Genomic DNA, 21370 nt, shown 5'->3' with positions numbered 1-21370 from the left:
TGGTATTACATTTCGTAGTATAAAGGATTTCTCTTTTTCTGCGGTACATTTTGCTCTCCAATCATTTCTCTCAGGTTGATTTCTATGGTCTGTGCCAGAGAAGTCATCGGTGTATCTACAGGCGTATTCTCAAACGGATCCTGCATGATAATAGCTGTTTTTTCAATAGCAATAAAGAGGGTAGGGATCAGGATGGTGATTCCAATTTCTATGATTAACAAAGAAAGCTGAGAATCGTCGAATCCAAATGGCAAAATGGCAGCGAATACATAGATAAGGCTATGTACCAAAATGCTGTAAGAACGTGGAAATACCGTGTTTTTGATTCTTTCACATTTTCCCATGCTGTCGCATAAACGTGCTAATGTTTCATTCAACTGTATGAGTCTGAACTCACTGATCAGCCCTTTGTCTGCCAATTTCTTTAGCTGTAAAGAATGTTCATCCAGTAAAGCATTGGGAATATTAGTCGCTTCTATTCTGTGATCGATAAGATAATCCTGAACACGATCCGAGAAAGGGAGCTTTCTGAGGGATTCTCCAAGAGCATAGTTCCAGATAATCTGACGCTGTGCAAATTCCTGAATAATAGTTTCACTTCCCAAAGGAAGTGCCTGGGTAATCTGACGGATAAATGTGCGGGAATCATTTACAATGGCTCCCCATATCATACGGGCTTCCCACCATCTTTCATAGGACTGTGAAATCCTGAAAGCCAGCAGGAGAGATACAGCTGTACCTACCAATGCCGGAATAGCAAGGGGAAGTGATATTTTCTGAAAGGCCGGCAGCTGATCTAAAATACCAATAGCGATTGCAAACATGGAGATCAGTAATAACTGGGATTTGATTAAATTAATGAAATACCAGATGGATATTTTCTTTTTTAGCAGCATAGTGTGTTTTGTTATTGTTTGTGATGTATAAAATAAAAGGCGTTTTTTTATTAAAAAAAATGTCAGTCCGGGTGTTTAATGGAAATGACGATAAATGATAATTATAGCGTAATAATTAATAATACTAAACAATATAAAATTAAACTTTTGAAACCATATTCAATTATAAAAATGCTTCAAAATATTACACCTGATTTACCCGGACTGACATGTTTACATTAATTAAATGTGTGTTTTTGGGTTAATGTAAATTTATTTTAATGTTCGTGCTCACCAACATTGGTAAGCTTAGCATTGACAAAGAAGGCTCCTTTTACGACAACTTTAGCATCAGGCGGAAGTTGGCCTACAGGCGTTATTGCCGTATATCCCATATCGGATGTTCCTTTTATAATCTCTACTTTTTCGAAGTTGGTGGTTTTGGCATGTGATTTCTCCGCAGGAGCAGCTTCTTTTTTATCCTCTGATGCTGCTTCCTCATGTGCTTCTGCTTTTTTATTCGTCTGTATAAAGACATAGAATTTACCATCAGCCTCTACAATAGCTTCGGTTGGAATAGCAGGTGTTGTACTGTGATCCAGGCTCACCACTCCGGTAATGTTCATCCCGTCGATAAGTCCGGTTTTGTTACCGATTACAGTACAGTGTACTGCAATTGTTTTGCTTTCGTTCTCAAAGGAAGATCCAATGCTGTATACCTTAGCATCGTATTCTGTTTCAGGATTATTAGTGAGTTTGAAGTGTACAATCTGACCAATACGCATTCTTGGCAGGTCTTTTTCAAAAACCTGTAAATCCAGGTGAAGCGAAGTGTTGTCTATAATTTCGGCAACAGGGGCAGATACATCTACATAGCTGCCAATCTGCGCTCTGATATTACTAATTGTCCCACTGATAGGAGCAGTAATAGCCAAACCTGTTCTCATACTTGCATTGGTGACAGAAGCCGGATTGATACCCATCATTTGCAGTTGTCGCGCTAAAGAAGCCTTTTGGGTAGACAATGTTCTGAGTTCGGAAGAAGAACTCTGCAAATTCTTTTTGGTTCCCGCATCGTTAGTATACAATTCATTTTGTCTTCTGTATTCCTGTTCGGCAAAAGCAATTCTGCTGATAGTAGTAAGATATTGTTCCTGTACACGGATGTATTCCGGGTTGGCAATGGTGGCAATAACCTGGCCTTTGCGAACATAGTCACCTTCCAGAATATTAAGTGTTTTTACAACCCCGCTGAAAAGAGCTGCTACAGTAGCTTTATTGTTATTGGGAACACGAAGCAGACCATTGGCTTTTACAGTAGCCGTTAGTTCCTTCATTTCTATTGGACCTGTAGTAACACCTACTGACTGGATCTGATCTTCAGTAAGGCTGGCAATAGTAGGTGCTGCCTCTTCATGATCCTTAGCTTTTGCCGGCTGTTCAGTCTTAGCCTCGGGAGCAGCTTCTTTTTTACCACAGCTGGTGAAAATTAAAGAAGCGGTTATCAGGTAAATTATGGTTTGTTTCAGTTTCATTTTATTGATTAATTATAGAATTAATAATAACCACAGATTGGTTTACTTGCTGTATGGATTCCAGATATTTCAGCTGGATATTGGTTGTTGTCTGCAGGGCGAAAAGATATTCTACATAAGAAATATCTCCGGTGCGGTAACCGAGTTGTGCTGCTTTAGCAATTTTTTCGGCATTAGGAATGGCTTGTTGCACATAATAATTGTACTGATCCACATCCTGTTGGTATTGGCGCATAGCAGTATCAAACTGTGTAGTAAGTTGTTGCTGCTGCAGCCTGGCGTTGTTTTCCGCAGCCTGTCTTTGGTATTCCAGTGATTGTATTCTGGCTTTGGTAGCACCAAAAGTAAGAGGAATACTTACACCAACATTTACCGAGTTAAAACGGTTCCAGCCATTGTAGTATTTTTCACCGCCATTATTGGTTGGGTGCATACCCGTAAGCGACTGACTGGTAACACCTAATGTAAATTCCGGTAAGCCCTGAGCTTTTTCTATTTTTTTGTTTTTCTCAGCAATTTCCATTTCCTGATAAAAAGCTTTTACCGATGGATTATTGGCAATTACACTACTGTCCAGAACATAATCTATTTTTAAAGGGAGATACGCCTCTTTAGGAGCTACTTCTATAGATTCTGAAGTGTTCAGTAAGGTTTTCAGATTCTTGTAAGCATTGTCCAGATAGACCTGGTTCTGTTTAAGCAATAAGTTGATTTCACCTTTTTGGGTTTCTGCAGTGCTGATTTCAATCTTCTTGATATCGCCGGCATTATACCTTACAGTAGCGATACGAATGAAATCCTGATAGAGATTGTCCAGGCTCTCCAGTTTGGTTTTATTAAACTGAAGGTATTCAATCTGGTAATAATAAGATCTTACCTGTCTCAACAATTCATTTATGGAGACTTCTTTCTCAATCTGTCTGCTTTTGATGTTGGACTCTATCAGCTCCTTTCTCGCCTTGAAGATCGTAGGGAAGGGTACTGTCTGAGAGATCGCAAATGAATTGTCGAACTTCGGACTGTTGTATTGCCCCAGCTGTGTAGATACGCTTAGCTGTGGAAGCTCTTTGGCCGTAGGCCTTAGTGCTTTGGAAGTCATAATATTCAGATCCTTAGACTTCATCAACAGATTGTTTTCTACAGCTATCTGTGTGGCCTGCTGAATATCGATAGTTCTGGTCTGAGCTTTCATACCTTGTCCTGCCAATCCTGATAACATAATGAATAGTATGATTACAGTAGCCTTAGGTTTCATCTTTAGAATACGACCCTTTACTTTTTCACTGAAAATAATATATAACATAGGGAGTACAAATAGGGTAAGGAAAGTTGCTGTAATCAGTCCGCCGATAACTACGGTGGCCAGAGGTTTTTGGACTTCGGCACCTGCTCCTGTAGATATAGCCATTGGCAGGAAACCTATAGAAGCCACGGTAGCGGTCATCAGAACCGGACGAAGTCTGGTTTTGGTTCCTTCAATAACTCTTTTCAGAACATCGGTTTCACCTTCTTTTTTCAGCTGGTTAAAGGTGCCTATGAGAACAATACCATTAAGAACCGCAACACCAAACAGGGCAATAAATCCGATTCCGGCACTGATGCTGAAAGGCATTCCCCGAATCAGAAGGGCAAATACACCACCAATAGCACTCATCGGGATCGCTGTAAAGATTAAAGCGGCCTGTTTGAAGGAGTGAAAGGTGAAATATAACAGCATAAAAATTAAAAGTAATGAGATGGGTACAGCAATCATAAGCCGGTCACTGGCTTCTTTAAGGTTTTCGAACTGACCTCCGTAGGTAAAGTAATAACCGGAAGGGAGTTTTATTTCTTTATCCAGTTTTTGCTGAATATCTTTTACAACGCTGGCAACGTCTCGACCGCTTACATTGAATCCGATTACAATTCTTCGTTTTCCGTCCTCACGGCTTATCTGCGCTGCACCTAATTTGTAATCGATGTTGGCCACCTGTGAAAGTGGAATTTGTAAACCAGATTTTGTGGAGATCATCAGGTTGTTTACATCGTCTATATTGGTACGGCGAAGGCTATCCAAACGTACAACAAGATCGAATCTTCTCTCGTTTTCATAAACCTGTCCTGCTGCTTTACCGGCAAAGGCAGTACTGAGGACATCGTTGACATCCTGAATGCTGAGTCCGTAGTTGGCCATGCGGGTACGGTCGTATTGTACATTGATCTGTGGGAGACCGCTTACTCTTTCAATTTGCGGCGCAGTAGCTCCGGGAACGGTCTGAATCACTTTACCTACCTTATCGGCATATACAGCAAGGGAATCCAGGTTTTCACCAAATATCTTTACCGCTACATCCTGGCGGATACCCGTCATTAATTCGTTGAAACGCATCTGGATAGGTTGGTTTTTTTCAAAGAATACACCCGGAATAGTTTCCAGTTTCTCACTGATCTCATCAGCCAGTTCATCATAAGACTTTTTGGTTTTCCATTCGCTTTGTGGTTTCAGGACGACAATCATATCTGTGGCCTCAGGCGGCATGGGGTCAGTAGGTACTTCGGCAGCACCGGTTTTTCCGACTACCATTTTTACTTCATCGAAGCTTTTGATGATTCGCGATGCCTGCATAGAGGTTTCGATACTCTGGCTAAGTGAGCTTCCCTGTGGAAGAATGCAGTGATAAGCAAAGTCACCCTCCTGCAGCTGAGGTATAAACTCGCCACCCATATTTTTAAAGATGATAAGCGTACCAAAGAATATAAAAGCAGTACCTGCTACCAGCCAGTATTTTATTTTAATTGCTTTCAATAGTAAAGGCTGATAAATACTTTGTAGTTTATTCATCATCTTATCCGAGAAAGTTTCTTTGTGAGAGATTTTCTTAGAAAGGAACAAAGCACTCATCATAGGGATATATGTCAAAGAGAGGATTAAGGCACCCAGAATAGCAAAACCTACTGTTTTAGCCATTGGTGTAAACATTTTACCTTCCACACCTGCAAGGGTAAGGATCGGAATATATACGATAAGGATAATAATCTCACCAAAGGCGGCGCTGCTTCTGATTTTGGAAGCTGAAAGGAATACCTCTTCATCCATTTCTTTTTGGGTAAGCCTGTTGACGGACTTTCTGAGGCCGAGGTGGTGGAGTGTAGCCTCTACAATAATAACAGCACCATCTACAATAAGACCGAAGTCTATCGCTCCAAGGCTCATCAGGTTGGCACTAACGCCAAAAACATTCATCATTCCTAAGGCAAACAACAGAGACAACGGAATAGCAGAAGCTACGATAAGGCCGGCTCTGAGGTTCCCAAGGAATACAACCAGTACGAAAATTACAATAAGAGCTCCTTCAATAAGATTCTTTTCTACAGTACCTATTGCTCTTTCTACCAGATCTGTACGATCCAGGAATGGTTCTATAACAACGTCATCCGGAAGAGACTTCTGAATGGTCGGGATTTTAGCTTTTACATTGTTTACGACTTCGTTACTGTTAGCACCTTTCAGCATCATAACAATACCACCTACAGCATCAACTTTTCCGTTGTAGGTTAAAGCACCATAACGTACAGCGCTGCCAAAACGTACATCGGCAACGTCTTTTATAAAAATTGGGACACTGCCGGTTTCGTCTTTTACGGCTATATTTTTAACATCATCCAATGATGTAACAAGGCCAATACCACGTATAAAATAGGCGTTGGGTTTTTTGTCTATATAAGCACCTCCGGTATTCTGGTTATTCTTTTCCAGTGCATTGAAGATGTCGGTAACACTAATGCCCATCGCCCGCAAACGGTTAGGGTCTATGGCTACTTCATATTGCTTTAGCTCGCCGCCAAAGCTGTTGATTTCTGCTACGCCGGGTGTTCCGTTTAGCTGTCTGCGGACAATCCAGTCCTGCATAGTACGAAGATCCTTGGCGCTGTATTTTTTCTCACTTCCTTTTTTAGGGTGCAGAATGTACTGGTATATTTCCCCCAGTCCTGTACTTACGGGTGCCAGCTCGGGAGTTCCCACACCTTTCGGAATTTCTTCGGAAGCTGTTTTTAGCCTTTCACCTATAAGCTGTCGGGCAAAATAAATGTCTACATTTTCGTTAAATACAACAGTAATAACAGACAGTCCAAAGCGTGAAATACTTCTTGTTTCGTGTATGCCCGGTACATTGGCAATACTTTGTTCTATTGGGAAGGTTACAAGTTGTTCTACTTCCTGGCCTGCAAGAGTAGGACTTACAGTAATAATCTGTACCTGATTATTGGTAATATCCGGTACGGCATCTATCGGAAGCTTTGTAGCGCTCCATACCCCCCAGATCACCAGTAAGAGTGTCATAATACCAATAACAATTTTGTTATTGATACTAAATTTGATGATTTTATCTAACACGGATTATAATTTAATTTTTAATGATTTAACGTCCACAGTATCAGTTTCAAACCTGAGTATGAAAGTTAACTGATGGTACTGCAAAGATTCAACAGAATGACCGTGCAACACTATTGCAAAGTTTCTGTAGCAATTCCTGATGGCCACAAAATGGCCATTAAATGATTAAAAATTAAATTTTGGGAGGCTGCCAGATTCCGTAAGTGATATCGAATGCTGACATAACAGGCGAACTAACGATTTTATCATAATACACCGGTGAAACGGTACTGATGCTGAGAGCAGCAAAATTGGTTGCTGTAATGTGCATACCGCAGCATGAACATGTACAAAACGGTGAACATAAATCGCTATGGTAATCGTCCTGAGAATGTGAATCTTTCTGGACTGTGGTTTGTGTACTGCCTGTATAGACCGATGCGTCACTGCAGGATACAGTGAGCAGGAATGTAAAAAATACAGCAAGTATAAGTCCTAAATGCTTCACGTTACAAACTTACATACTTTTTTTGAAATTTTGTAAAGTGTATATGTTAATACTGTTATAAATCAGTTAAACTTATTTGTTTTCAATCTTATTGATAATATTTTTAGCATTCTCATTTGCAGGGTCCAGTGCTACAGCTCGTTTGTAGTTCTTTAGTGCATTGGGATGGTCTCCTTTGGTGAGATAAGCTTCACCCAGACTATCGAATACATTGCCTGATTTTGGGAAAAGCAGGGTGTTGTATTGAAGAACCTCGATAGCATCATCTGTACGCTTTTTATTGAGCAGGTAATAGCCAAGAGTATTCAGACTATCTTCGCTGTCAAAAGCATAGCTGTCCTGATATTGTTTTTTTAGCTGCAGATAGCGGGTAATGATCTCTTTACCGTGTAACTGGTCTATATCGTTTTGCAGCAATGGCATTACCTGCTTTTTGATTTGTTTGTAAGGTTTTCCGTCAAGGATATTCTGAATAGCCAGGTTGAAATTAAACAGATTATTTTGCTTGTTATTGGTCATCAGAATAATAGCTCTGCCTTCTTCCGGGCTGCATACAAGTAATGCCTGATAGTTTCGTGCAGTACCATCGTGTTCGTAATGAATAATCTTATTGCCTGCCATTTGGCCTTTAGAGCCCAGTCCGGATTGTTTGCTTGGTGAATAAGGTATCAGGAGGAAGCGGGTAGATTCCGGAGATATAATTTTGAAGTTAACTATGCTTTGAGACCATTGATAGAAGTCGTCGAGATTAACCGCTGTCCATCCGGAAATGGGAAGATCCATAGGATCTTGCTGCCCTTTATCATCAAAAGCACGTGCTACTAATGGTTCTTTTTCTGTAGGGTCAATTATAGCATGGGTGATTTTGTTGGGAATAAGTAATTCTTTATATACAAAATCATTAAATGAAAGTCCGGTAATGCGTTCGATAATCCTGCGTTGTAAGAATACATTATTGTTGTTGTAGGCGTATTGCGTACCTGGTTCAAAATCTAATTTTTCTGTTTTTATCAGATTGTCCATGTTTTCCTGATCGGATTTTACACTTTTCCACTGAACATCGGGAATACCACTGGTATAGCCTAGTAAATCCCTTATGGTGATGCTTTTGCTCCAGGCCGGAAGCTCAGGCAAGTACTGAGATACGTTATCAGTCAGTTTCAGCTTGCCTCTGTCCTGTAACAGCATAATACCTACGGCATTGAATTCTTTGGAAATAGAGCCTATGTGAAACCTGTAGTCGGTAGTCAGTGGAGTGTTTTTATGAGCATCGGTGTAGCCAATTGCTTTTTTGTAAACCACCTGATGATGATCTACAACCAAAACGTTACCATTAAAAAGTCCGTTTGCTGCTGCTTTTTCAAATACAGCTTGTATTTTTTGAGCTTTCTGCGTCTGGGAGAAAATGATTCCGGAGAATGTAAGACAAATAAGTAATGCTGTTTTCATAAGGTAATTTTGGTGTTAAAAGTGCTACAGCATTGGGCTGCAAATTTCTATAAGGAATCCGTCTATATCTCTGATGTAAGCAACAGTCTGTCCCCAGGGTTTTTGTAGAGGTTCCTGAACAAGTGTTGCTCCGTATTGTAAGGATTGCTGAACTGTATTTTCGGGATTATCGGTAATTAACCCGATCTCTGTTGCAAATGGTTTGTTATTGAGGTTTGCTGGTGTAAAGCCATCAGCAAGGTTAGTATTTGCCAGTTCTAAAGAGGCGAAGGCAATGCTTGTTTCACCTGTATTGAGCTCGCCATAATCATTTTCCGGTGTTATAAATTTTCTTTCAAATCCAAATGATTTTTCGTAGAATTCAATTGATTTTGAAACATTTTTAACATAGAAAATAGTATATCCGAGCTTTATCATTAGACTTTGGATTGATGTATTATTAATGTCGTAAAGTTAAATAAAATTCTTTTAAATCAGGGGGGTATCACTTCAAATTATATAGTTGTGCTTGGACTAAATATATAGACTGTATCTATACTGTATCTTGTATATTTGGATTTTATATATGAATTTTATTCTCCCTAAGACTTATAATTATGAAAAACTATAATATAGACCTTCACTGTGATCTGTTGTATTATCTGCTAAGACCTGAAACCAGAATTGATGACGGGGAAATTGGCTGTTCGTTGCCTTTTCTGAAAGAAGGAAATGTGCTGCTGCAGGTAATGGCTTTGTATACTGCAACGGCGAAAGGGAGTAGGGGAGAGGGATTGAAGCAGAGTGAAATTTTTGCTGAACTTACCCGACAAGAAGGTTTTTATCTGTTTGATAAAGAGGCTTTAAGCAATCCGGAGAATCAAAAAGGTGTGGGCGTTATAGCGTCACTGGAAAATGCCTCTAACTTCTGTGAAGAAGATATGAATCTGGATGAAGGATTCGAAAACCTTGAAAAGATTATTGAGAATACAAAGGGTATTTTCTATATAGGAATCACACATCACCATGAAAACCGCTTTGGTGGCGGTAACTTTTCTCAGGCGGGTCTGAAGGGCGATGGTAAGGTACTGATAGATTATCTGTCGGATAAAAAAATAGCTATAGATCTGGCACATACAAGCGACCAGCTGGCACATGATATTTTCAATTATACTGCACAACGGAATTATAAAATTCCTATTCTGGCAAGTCATTCTAATTTCCGTTCTGTATACCCTAATAACAGGAATCTCCCTGATGAATTGGTTAAAGAACTGATTGCCAGAAAGGGGCTGATCGGGATCAATTTCATTAAAGATTATATCCATAAAACCAATCCGGAGGTTATCTATGATCATATTGCCTATGGAATAGAGTTGGGAGCTGAAAATAATCTGGCGTATGGTGGTGATTTCTTCTATGATAAGGATCATCCGGATAAGTCGAGATATCCTTTTTTCTTTGAAGGAATAGATGATGCTACTGCTTATAATACAATCAATGAGGGGCTAATGAAAGTATATGAGCCAGAAATTATAGGTAAAATCAGTCATCAGAATGCACTGCGCTTTATACGTGAATTGTGGGAGTAGTTTCTAAAAAACAGCAGGATCCTCGGTTTTCTGCTGGACTATATTTTTATAATATTCGGAAGGTGTCTCGCCGTTGATCTCTTTAAAATAGCGGTTAAATGAGGACTTGGATTTAAATCCGGCTTCATAAGCCAGGGAAAGGAAATTGATGTCCTCATCCTTTTCTATGGCCTTATTAACGATGTGTTTAAAGTATTCTATTCTGTATTCATTGATGTAAGAATAGAAAGATTTGTGCTTGTATCCATTAAGCATTTCGCTGATCTGATATTTGTTGATGCTGGTCTGTGCAGAGAGCAGATCCAGCGTAAGGTCATAATTTCTGAACAGCTGCTGTTTAACGACCAAATTATCCAGTTTTTCCCATAGCTCCCGAAATCGGGATTCATAATCTATGGTTTTATTTTCTGTAACTGTTTCTGTCTGATTGTTAGCTGGTAAAAGCAGGCTTTCGAATGTATTGGTAGAAGTATGCGAAACGTTTTCCTGTACAAGATTTTTTCTCAGAATAAGAAGGCATATAATTAAGAGAAGTATGTAAGCTGCACTTCTTACAATATCATTAATAATCTGTGTGTCCTGAGGCAGAATATGGAGTAAGACTTTGGAAATAATAACGATACAATCCATTAGTAGCAGGCAGCCGGAGATTCTGATAATAATGGAATAGTCACTGTTACTAAGGGTTCTGTTGTGTGTCTTATTTGCAATAAATATACTTTTCAGGGGATAATATAAATTGATGGCAAATAATACAATCATACTGATATTGTTGTATGTATCAAGTAGTTTTTGATCCACCCTGTCAATAATGATGAAAACACCTGAAATCGTAAAATAACCAATCATCAGAACAAAAAATGGGATGAAAATATACCATTTGGCCGCAATATTAAAGTCTTTTGTAGATTTAGTCAGCGTATAGAGGTACACCAAAGGTCCATAGCATGCAGAAATAAAAGTATTCATTTGTTGTTTGATACTCTCGTCTGGTATGAATTTGAAGATGACAAACTTAATAATCAGATGGACAGCAATAGCAGAAAGAAGAATAATAAAAAGGCTGTTGGAGATAGCTTTCTTTTCTCTGGCTCTTAAAAACCAAAGTGATATTAATGCCTGAAAAGCGCCGATAATAACTATATATTGCATATTCTCCTTGCTCTGTTACAAAGGAAGGACATAAATATTACACTATCATTATTTGATTATTATTTATCTATTAAAAATGCTGCGCTGGTGTTAATATTGAGTTCATAATTAAATAACAAATAATTAAAACCATTTAACTTATTGATTGTTAGTATTGTACTAGTGTTTTTCCAACGAGTGATACTTCTGGAATCGTGATTTTTTCTGAGGGACGAAATGAAGAGACAGGAACTTCAATTTTGCTTCAAAATAAAAAATATGAAAGATTCTACTGGTTTTCACAAATGGGAAAGAGGAGCGATTAAAGTATCGGTGTTCTTCTTGCTTGCATCTTTTGGAAGTATTCATGCACAGACGATTAAAGGAACTGTGGTTAGCAAAGTAAACGGAGCGCTTCCGGGTGCTAATATATCTATTATAGATGCTGATGCTAAGGCTGTTTCGTCTTTGGATGGTGATTTTAATTTGCTTTCGCCAAGACTTGGTGAGGTTAAGTTGAAAGTAGAATATATTGGTTATCAGACCCAAACATTATCTGTTGTATTGAAGGAAGGAACAAACGATATAGGCTATGTGAGTATAGAACCTGAAGATAAGAAAAGCAAAGATAAAATAAGCAGTATTGAAGGAGTTGTTATCTCTACAAGGGCTAATGCTCTTACGCAGGCAAAAGCTTATGAAATAAAGAAAAATTCGAATGCTATTATGGAAGCTATCGCAGCAGATGCTATCGGTAAACTTCCGGACAGAAATGCAGCAGAAGCAGTACAAAGGGTTCAGGGAGTAGCTGTTGCCAGGTATCATGGTGAAGCAGATCAGGCTACAGTAAGGGGGACTCCTTTTGCGTGGACATCGACATTGTTCAACGGAAATCGTCTTCCGAGCGCCAATGTTTTAGGGAACAGATCTTTTGTGCTGGATGTTGTTCCTTCGGAGCTGATACAGTATGTGCAGGTCTCTAAAGCCGTTACGCCGGATATGGACGGTGATGCTATAGGAGGCAGTATTAATTTTATTACAAGGACTGCTCCTGCTAAAAAGATGCTAAGTGTAAGCGGGGCAGGTGGTTACAATACATTTTCGCGCAACGGAACCTATAACGGGTCTATAGTATACGGGGACAGGTTTTTCAAGAATAAATTAGGCGTAATCCTATCCGGTGCTATATGGGACAGGCAATGGGGTGCCGATTCTTTCGATGCTTCTTACAATACGGGGGCAACTAATGAAGTTGAAAGAAAATCCATTAGTACTGTAATGATGAAGAGGTATATGGGAACAAGAAGAACTATTGGTCTGAATGGCGGGCTTGAGTATAAACTGAATGCAAATAATAAAATCTACTTCCGGGGAATGTTCAATAAGTTTGATGATATCCGCCCGGTTTATGAATCCTATGTAGATTATACCAATAGCAGGTATCAGTATAACTTTAGATATTCCCACTATCAGACCGAATTGTACGGAATGGAGCTTGGTGGTGAACATAGTCTGTCTTCAAAAATAAGTCTAGACTGGATGCTCAGTAATTATAAAGCAGACTATTTTCTGAATACACCGCCGACAAACGAAACAAAAGGGCTTCCAATAGCAACATTCAGACAGAAAATTACCAGTGGTTTTAACAATCTCACAAATGGTAAACGTTATTGGGGATTTGATTCTCCACAGGGGATTGGTGGAGAGTATTTGGATTACGGTTTTGATGTGAAAGATCAGAATGAAAAAATGAGCCCTGATAAGCTTTTGCTTTCTCAGCTGGTTATTGCAAAGCTGGATAATAGTGAGCTGGATAAGATTGCAAGGCTGAATTTAAAATATGATATCAGCCCTGATGTTACATTGAGAATCGGGGCTAAATACAGAGAAAAAGATAGAAATAGTACCTATGGTTACAGTGCTGTCTATCTGCCTGGAGCCTCAGTGGGTATTCCAAATGCACCGGCTTTGCTGGCGCTTTCTCAGTTGTCTACAACAGAACCGGCTAAAGGGGTTCGTTTCTTAAATGGGATGAACGGTGATTACAGCTCATATGTGATGAATCCGCCTTCCAAAGATCAGTTGTTTCAGATGTATTCATCAGAGTTTTTGCAAAAGAATGGTTTCAGAGATTTTTCGAATGTGGCAAGTAATGCAACAAGTGTTTATACTGGTGAAGAATCTGTTTTTGCAACCTATGCAATGGCAGAAATCAAAGCAGGAGACAAACTTAAAATTATCGGTGGATTCAGAAATGAAACAACAAGGCTGACTTTAAACGGCGCAAAATCTACAAAAGAAGGAAATTCAACTGTCATCAGTCCGTCGGTTGTAGAGGGTAATTATAATGCGTTCCTCCCGATGCTTCATTTGCGGTATAATCTGTCTTCTCAGGCTAATCTGAGGTTTGCCTATACCAGATCTTTTATCCGTCCTAATTTTGGAGATATGTCGCCCGGATCCAGTATAGATAATACGACAAATCCTTTTACTATTACAAGAGGAAACCCGGATCTAAGACCTACTTTCAGTCATAATTTGGATCTTATGGGAGAATATTATTTCAAAAATATAGGCATCCTTTCTGGTGGCGTGTTCTATAAAAAGATCTCGGATATTGTTTTTTCAGATACTTCTGTAATGAATATCGGAGGTACAGACTACAGGGTAACTCAGTCTAAGAATTTACAAGATTCAAATTTGATAGGCTTTGAAGCCGGAATTAATAAACGTTTTGACTTCTTGCCGGGGTTCTGGAATGGATTCGGGGTTGAATTTAACTACACTTTTATCAATTCGAATGTAGAAGTGCCGAGAACAGACAAAAATGGTGTACAGTATTTTGATAAAACATCACTTCCTAATCAGTCTAAAAACCTCTTTAATGCTATTCTGTATTACGAAAACAAAAAACTAATGCTTCGTCTGGCTGGGAATTACAGAGGGAAATCGGTTGAGACAATTAATCAGAACCTTGGGCCACAGTACTATATCTGGTCGGATAAGAATTTTACAATCGATTTTTCAGCCAGTTATGATATTAGCAAAAGCGTCAAACTGTTTGTTGAGCTCAATAATTTAGGTAATGAAAGTCTTAGGCAGTATATGGGGGATAATAAAAAGAGAATTACCTCACATGAGTGGTATGGAAGCAGAGGGCAATTAGGAATCCGTTGGCAAATATTTTAAAATTTATAATATATGAAAAAACTAATTTTAATAACTTCATTATCAGTATGTAGTATGAGTGTGTATGGACAGATCAATGACAGTCTTCGTCGTGTTGTGAAAATGGAAGGAGCATTTAACTTCCGGGATGCAGGAGGTTATAAAACCACAGATGGAAAAGAAGTCGTTCTGAGGAAGATTTACCGTAGTGATGCAATTGATAAATTGTCGGATCGTGATCTGAAGACCTTTAAAAATAAGAAGATAAGTACTGTTGTAGATTTTAGAGGAGTTGAAGAAGCTAAAAAAGCTCCGGACAGGCTTCCGGATCATACAAGCTATCTGCTTTGCCCTGCAGGAAGTAATGATCTTCCTAATGCACAAAGCATTGCAAACATGCTGAAGAACAAGAACTTTCTGTTCGATATGTATGGAGAAGGTGGATTACCTTTCTTTGGAGAAAGGTACAGGTCATTGTTTGTGAAGTTGCTGACCTTGCAACCTGATGAGGCTCTTTTGTACCATTGTACAGGAGGGCGGGACAGAACAGGAATGGCTTCCGCCTTATTTCTGAAAATACTGGGAGTTCCGCAGGATGTTATTGAGAATGATTATGTTGCCTCTAACTTCTATCTTGCAAAGAATCCTACAATGAAGAATATGTATACAGGCCTTTCGAAGATGTCCGGATTAAGCGATGCTGAAATAAAACAGCAGATGGAATTGCGTCCTGAGCTTATCAGAAACTTCTTTAATAGTATTGATAAGAAGTATGGAAGTATAGAGAATTTCTTTCAGATTGAGATGGGAATAGGTCCTAATGAAATTGCAATTCTAAAGAAGAAATATACCCGTTAATCAGACCGATTTTTACGTCCGATTTATAGCTAAGCATGTTAAGATTTTATGCCTTGACATGCTTTTTTTTGTTATAAATTTTGTGTGTTTTATAAGAGAGTAGAGGTTGGTTTTGTTAGGGTTTGCTATTTTTCAGGACAATTGTTTTAGTGAAATCTATATTTTTTTTATGATTTTGTTAGGGCTTATATTTGAGGTTAAAACAAGTGTTTTTGGGCTTTTCAATTTTTTTGCAATAATAAAATTGACTTTATTTAAATATATTTAAATAATTATTAATGAGTGTTTTAGAATATTTTATTTATAATTTAGTTTAGTATTGTTTTTTACGATTTGGTTTCTTCTTTGAAACTGAATTTTTCGGCTCAATTTTTTAGGATATATAGGTGTTTGATATCTTTTGTATTATTTAGAATAAATAAAAACAATATATTTGCCGGAAAATAACTCACGCTATCAGTTGGTCTGTGTGGATCAGAAATTGTTGCTGTAAAAAAGCAAACCTGACAAATTTGAAGTATGCAGATCTGATAGTTTTTCCTAACCAAAAATTATATTGATTCATGAAATCCCGATTGTTGTATGCAGTAACATTATCTTTTTTTTCGGTGCTGAATTATGCCCAAACAGAAAACATTAATATAGGCGTCAAAATCCCATTGAAATCAGAAGTACTAAAGGAAGGTCGCTCTGTATGGGTATCGTTGCCGGAAGGCTATCAAAAAGACCAAAAAACAGCTTATCCTGTAATCTATGTACTGGATGCAGAAAATAACTTCAATTATTTGTCATCCGTTTACCATTATCTTAGCAAAGAACCATTCGGAATATTACCACAAGGAATTCTTGTAGCTGTAGCCAATACGAACAGAACCCGTGATCTTACACCAACAAAATCTTCTAAGGAAATGGATTTAGGCGGTAAAAAGCAGTCGATGTTTACGGAGAGTGGAGGAAATGCTGCATTTATGGAATTCATTAAAGGGGAATTGTTTCCGTTCATTGAAAAGAACTACCGGACCAATGGTTACAAAGTATTTGTAGGTCATTCTTTTGGCGGGCTTACGGCTGTCAATAATCTGCTTACGGAACCTTTGTTCAATGCTTATATTGCGAATGACCCGAGTTTTTGGTGGGATAACGAACTCATGGTAAAGAAAGCTGAGGCTTCTACAAGAGATTTTAAGAATATCAAGTTCTTTTTAGCGCAGGTGAATAATGCTGAGGCAAGAAATGGAAAAGAAGATGAGCATGAAACTGCAATCGGAAAGTTTAAAAACCTGTTGGAGCAGGGAAAGCTAAAGAACCTTCAATGGAAATATGGTTTCTACGAGAAAGACGATCATGGAACAGTACCGTTACCTGGAAATAATGATGGTCTGCGTTTTATATTCAAATCTTATAAGTGGAATTTCAGAGATGCGCTGAAAAATCCAGCGCTTATCAGTGAGCATTACCGAAAGGTATCCGAAGAGATGGGGTATACTTTTAAGCCTACAGAAACATTTTTCAGAAAGATTATTGATATCGCTAAGGAAAGAGCAACTCCTGCCGTTGTAAAGGAATTTGAAGCTTTGCAAAAGCAGTATTACCCTGATTCGAAATAGGCTATGCACCTATAAAACGAATCCATGGCAAATTGATTCGGCAGCCGGATCAGAAGCTGCTGTTTACTGGGGAACTAAGTGATTGTGTTGATAATCATCTGCTTAGTTCCCTTTTTTTTACATTCTTCCAAGTTTATAAAGCCTGTTTTAAATTTAGATAAAATGATATTTATCAATTATTTTAAATTAGTCTAAATAAAATTAGTATAGCTTTATTCAACTTTTTATTTTTGCCGAAAGAATAATGCTAGATGGTAGGGAATGACAGGAAATTTACTCTAAGAACTCTTTTTTTTAATCTCCTCTTTTTTGTTGTTGGTATTGTAGCAGTAAAGTCTCAGGACAGATCTGCTCATATCAGGTTTGAAATAACTGATGCCGGATCTGTAGCTATTGGTGGTGCAAAGCTTGTACTGTCATCTGATGCTAATCGGTATGAAGTCCATACTGATGATAAAGGCCTCGTGGTACTGGATGTTATTCCGGGAAAGTATAAGATTCATGTTAAAAAACTCTCTTATCAGGATTATTCTAACATAATTTCATTTTCAAATGATGCCCGACTTAATATTCGGATGGCTGAAAAGATCAGCAATATTGAAGAAGTCGTTATCACGGCTAAGGAAGGAAAGGGCTTAACTTCATCCACTATTATCGATCAACGGGCCATGCAACATCTGCAACCCTCTAGTTTTACAGATTTGCTGGAGCTGCTCCCTGGTGGTCGTTCTAGTGATCCGGCCCTTAACCAGATGAACCGAATACGACTTCGTGAGGCAGGTTCTGCAGGTAATGACTACAATACCTCATCCATGGGAACCACGTTTTTGGTAAACGGAGCACCATTGAATTCTAATGCCAACTTGCAATATACCTATGACTTTTTAGATAAAACAAGAAACGGATTAAAGAGCAGACTTAATCTAACGAGTGGTGTGGACATGCGCAGCATTGCCACAGACCAGATTGAGAAAGTTGAAGTGCTGCGCGGTATTCCTTCGGTTATCTATGGCAACCTGACATCAGGAATTGTGAAGATTACTAATAAATCTGGTTATACAAGATGGAAATCCAGATTTAAAGCAGATGGTTACAGTAAGCTTTTTGCTTTGAGTAAAGGTTTTGAGGATAAGGATAACGAGCTGAAGATTAATACAGGAATTAATTACCTCGATGCTAAATCCGATCCCAGAGACCGGCTGGAAAGTTATAAAAGAATCACCGCTAATCTGGCTGTTGCAAAAGAACATACATCGGAAAAAGCAACAACAAGATGGCAGACAAATATAAGCTATACCGGCTCTCTGGACGGATCCAAAACAGATCCGGATACAGATTTATCCAATCTTAACTCTTATGAAGTCAATAATCACTTAGTAAGTTTTTCTAATCAGTTTACTTATACCAGAAATCAGCCGTCATTTTACAAAGAAACAGATATCCAGATAACCGCTAATCAGAGATTTGATAAGATAAAACAGACCAAATTTGTCCAACTGGAGAATGCAATGGCTTTTCCCTTGTCAAGAGTTGAAGGAGAATATGACGGTTATTATCCTGAGGCTAAATATATTGCTGACTATACTGTAGACGGTAAGCCATTGGATGTTTTTGTAAAAATGGTCAACAATTTTCAGTTTAACTATAAAGCTTATAAAAATGAACTGAATGCAGGTTTTGACTGGCAGTTGAGTAAGAACTGGGGCAGAGGGCAGGAGTATGATATTTTCAGACCTATAGACCCTAAATCTACTTTCAGACCACGCGCATATCGCGATGTACCTGCGTATGTAACTTCAGCATTGTTTCTGGAATCTATAAACTCAGTAGATGTTGGAAGGCACAAACTAATACTGTCTTTGGGAATCAGAGGAAATACAATGATGAATCTTCCCTCTCATTTCAAAATGCACGGAAAAATATATGCAGATCCCAGGGCAAATTTTCAATGGGAGCTACCTGCATTCGAATTACTGAACAAAAAGACAAAAATAGATTTTACGCTGGGGTATGGTAAACAAAGCCTGTTTCCGGATTTAAATCTCTTATATCCGGAACTGTATTACAGAGATGTTCAGCAACTCAACTATTTTCATAATAATCCGGCCTACAGAAGGGTCAATTATAAAACAATAATTTATAATCCTCAGAATCCGGAAATAGAACCAGCCGTCAATGAAAAATTTGAAGCAAGAGCCGATTTAGCTTTCGGGCTGCATCAGCTATCGGTTACGGTATTTAAGGAAAAAATGAACAATGGATTCCGCTCTATGAATCAGTATGCCGTTTACCAGTATAAAAAATATGATACATCGGTACTGAATCACAATGCTGTTACGGCACCTCCGGATATTAATGCATTGCCTTATCAGACGGTTAATGAAAATCTGATCTATGCAACTCAGCAAAATGGCAGCAGAATGGATAAAGAGGGTGTGGAGTTTCAGTATTCATCCAATAGAGTTCCGGTAATCAATACCCGGTTTACACTAAGTGGTGCCTGGTTCCGCACGAAATATGAAAACAGTCTTCCGCTATACAGAAGGAGCGATTATGCAACAGGAGAAAGTCTGTATCCATATATAGGTTTGTACGACGGGATGGAGACCCGATCTGTAAACGAAGTGCTGAATACAAATCTGATGATGGATACTTATATTCCGCGTTTGGATCTTATTTTTTCTTCCTCATTCCAGTTTTCATGGTATTCAGCCGGAAGAGTACTACCCATGAATGGCGTACCAAGCCATTATGTAGACGGAGCAGGGAATATATTTCCTTTTGATCCGCAAACAGTGAAAGGAACTCCTTTGGATAAATTAATCATTGTTCAGAATAATGATTTATACAATGCTTCGAGAAGACCTATGGAGATGAATCTTAATCTGAAGGTTACTAAAAGCTTCAGAAACAAAAGTATTGTAGTCTCCATGTTTGCCAGCCGGCTTTTCAGTTACTATGCGCCTTATTGGAAAAATGGAATCCGTATCAACAGGAAAGGAGCAAACGATCCGTACTTCGGTATGGAAGTCAATTTCAATTTATAAACCAATATAATTAAACATAAAATTATGCTAAAACATTTACTAAGAACACTATTGCTATTGTGTGCTGTAGCAGGTTTTACAGCCTGTTCTTCCGATCGTGATTTTTCGGAGCAGCAGACTACTCTGAAACTTGAATTAAAAGCACCTGAAAATATTAAAGTTAAAGAATATAAACAGCTTACAGTTAGTTTCAAAGAACTGAATACAGGATTCTCTACCAGCAAGGAATTAAAGAATACCAACACTCTGCAGGTTGTGCTTCCTGCGGGAACTTATAATGTAACGGTGGAAGGAACGATATCCTATACAGATGATTCCGGAGTGGCTGAAACAAAGATAGGCGGAGTGCAATCCGGTCTTGTGGTAAACGGAAATGAACTGAGTAAATCTATTACTATTGCTCCGAAATCTACGAGTAATGATCTTATTTTAGAGGAGATATTCTTTACCGGAAGCAAAACACCAGAAGGGCAATTCTATTTTGGAGATCAATATTTTAAGATTACCAATAATACCGATCAGGTATTGTATGCAGACGGTATGCTTTTGATACAATCCAGCTTTATGACAAATGAAAAGCAGGATTATAAACCGAATCTTGTGGGTAGTTTCTTAACTGCCGGAGCAATCATTAAAATCCCGGGAACGGGTAATACTTATCCTGTACAGCCGGGGGAATCTATTATTATCGCAGAAGATGCAATTAACCATAAAGAGTTCAACCCATTATCTATAGATCTTACTAAGGCGAACTTCCAAATATTTAAAGGCGGAGATGATATTGATAATCCACAGGTGCCGAAAATGATTAATGTAAACTATAAGTATACTGATAATGATATGGATAATGGAAATAAAATGGTTATCCATACGCAGGGGTATTATGCTTATGCTTTAGCCCGTATGCCTAAAGGGATGACTGATGACGCTCTGGTTAGCCAAAATACTTATTCTTATACCTATAATCTTGTGGTTGGCGGAGATACTTATCCTATGGATGGCACCGGGATAAAAATTCCAAATGAATGGATAACGGATGCGGTAAACCTTAGTGTGAAAGATTCCTTCCAATGGATTGTAACATCTCCGGCTTTGGACATGGGATGGACTTCAGTAGCAGCATTTGATGGAGACCAGAATCGTTTTGGAAAGTCTGTTCGCAGAAAGATTATCGGGAAGTCTGCAAATGGTAAGAATATTTATAAAGACACCAACAATTCTACTGTGGACTTTGACCACGGTGTAAAACCATCATTATTCAATTAAA

The 21370-nt window shown here is 38.5% G+C and carries 13 protein-coding genes; 6 read left to right on the top strand and 7 right to left on the bottom strand.

Going from position 1 to position 21370, the window contains the following annotated elements:
- Nucleotides 1-5 precede the first annotated feature (5 nt).
- The 6 genes from ATE49_RS07015 to ATE49_RS06990 form a co-directional block, all read right to left on the bottom strand.
- The gene (locus tag ATE49_RS07015) at nucleotides 6-896 is read right to left on the bottom strand and encodes a bestrophin family protein (protein ID WP_059344308.1); all 891 of its coding nucleotides are present in this window, start codon (nucleotides 894-896) and stop codon (nucleotides 6-8) included.
- Between the two features lie 257 nt (nucleotides 897-1153).
- Complete coding sequence (locus tag ATE49_RS07010; protein ID WP_065081582.1) at nucleotides 1154-2410, bottom strand: efflux RND transporter periplasmic adaptor subunit; 1257 nt, start codon at nucleotides 2408-2410, stop codon at nucleotides 1154-1156.
- A gap of 1 nt (nucleotide 2411) precedes the next feature.
- A complete protein-coding gene (locus tag ATE49_RS07005) occupies nucleotides 2412-6785 on the bottom strand; it encodes a CusA/CzcA family heavy metal efflux RND transporter (protein WP_081278422.1) in 4374 nt (1457 codons plus the stop codon).
- 172 nt (nucleotides 6786-6957) lie between these two features.
- Nucleotides 6958-7272: a DUF6660 family protein gene (locus tag ATE49_RS07000; RefSeq protein ID WP_059155592.1), complete on the bottom strand. Its 315-nt coding sequence runs from the start codon at nucleotides 7270-7272 to the stop codon at nucleotides 6958-6960.
- A gap of 72 nt (nucleotides 7273-7344) precedes the next feature.
- Nucleotides 7345-8721 carry a serine hydrolase domain-containing protein gene (locus tag ATE49_RS06995; protein WP_065081580.1) on the bottom strand — a complete coding sequence of 459 codons (1377 nt, stop codon included), beginning with the start codon at nucleotides 8719-8721 and terminating at the stop codon, nucleotides 7345-7347.
- Between the two features lie 24 nt (nucleotides 8722-8745).
- Complete coding sequence (locus ATE49_RS06990; protein WP_065081579.1) at nucleotides 8746-9138, bottom strand: VOC family protein; 393 nt, start codon at nucleotides 9136-9138, stop codon at nucleotides 8746-8748.
- Between the two features lie 179 nt (nucleotides 9139-9317).
- Between ATE49_RS06990 and ATE49_RS06985 the strand changes: the two genes are divergently transcribed.
- Nucleotides 9318-10292, top strand: a complete 975-nt coding sequence (locus tag ATE49_RS06985; protein WP_065081578.1) for a dipeptidase — start codon at nucleotides 9318-9320, stop codon at nucleotides 10290-10292.
- A 3-nt stretch (nucleotides 10293-10295) separates the two neighbouring features.
- On the opposite strand, the gene ATE49_RS06980 is transcribed toward ATE49_RS06985, so the two are convergent.
- Entirely contained in the window at nucleotides 10296-11444 is a 1149-nt protein-coding gene (locus tag ATE49_RS06980) for a helix-turn-helix domain-containing protein (protein ID WP_065081577.1), read from the bottom strand.
- A gap of 258 nt (nucleotides 11445-11702) precedes the next feature.
- On the opposite strand from ATE49_RS06980, the gene ATE49_RS06975 reads away from it, so the two are divergent.
- From ATE49_RS06975 to ATE49_RS06955, 5 genes are all read left to right on the top strand, one after another.
- On the top strand, nucleotides 11703-14612 hold the full coding sequence (locus tag ATE49_RS06975; protein ID WP_065081576.1) for a TonB-dependent receptor: 2910 nt from the start codon (nucleotides 11703-11705) through the stop codon (nucleotides 14610-14612).
- A gap of 12 nt (nucleotides 14613-14624) precedes the next feature.
- Nucleotides 14625-15449 carry a tyrosine-protein phosphatase gene (locus ATE49_RS06970; protein ID WP_081278421.1) on the top strand — a complete coding sequence of 275 codons (825 nt, stop codon included), beginning with the start codon at nucleotides 14625-14627 and terminating at the stop codon, nucleotides 15447-15449.
- Nucleotides 15450-16012: 563 nt separating this feature from the next.
- The gene (locus ATE49_RS06965; protein WP_065081574.1) at nucleotides 16013-17056 is read left to right on the top strand and encodes an alpha/beta hydrolase; all 1044 of its coding nucleotides are present in this window, start codon (nucleotides 16013-16015) and stop codon (nucleotides 17054-17056) included.
- 251 nt (nucleotides 17057-17307) lie between these two features.
- Nucleotides 17308-20103 carry a TonB-dependent receptor gene (locus ATE49_RS06960; protein WP_065081573.1) on the top strand — a complete coding sequence of 932 codons (2796 nt, stop codon included), beginning with the start codon at nucleotides 17308-17310 and terminating at the stop codon, nucleotides 20101-20103.
- A 24-nt stretch (nucleotides 20104-20127) separates the two neighbouring features.
- Nucleotides 20128-21369: a DUF4876 domain-containing protein gene (locus ATE49_RS06955; RefSeq protein ID WP_065081572.1), complete on the top strand. Its 1242-nt coding sequence runs from the start codon at nucleotides 20128-20130 to the stop codon at nucleotides 21367-21369.
- Nucleotide 21370 lies beyond the last annotated feature (1 nt).

This window comes from Elizabethkingia miricola (assembly GCF_001675285.1).
Classification (GTDB): domain Bacteria; phylum Bacteroidota; class Bacteroidia; order Flavobacteriales; family Weeksellaceae; genus Elizabethkingia; species Elizabethkingia miricola.
This window is presented reverse-complemented; position numbering and strand designations above follow the sequence as displayed.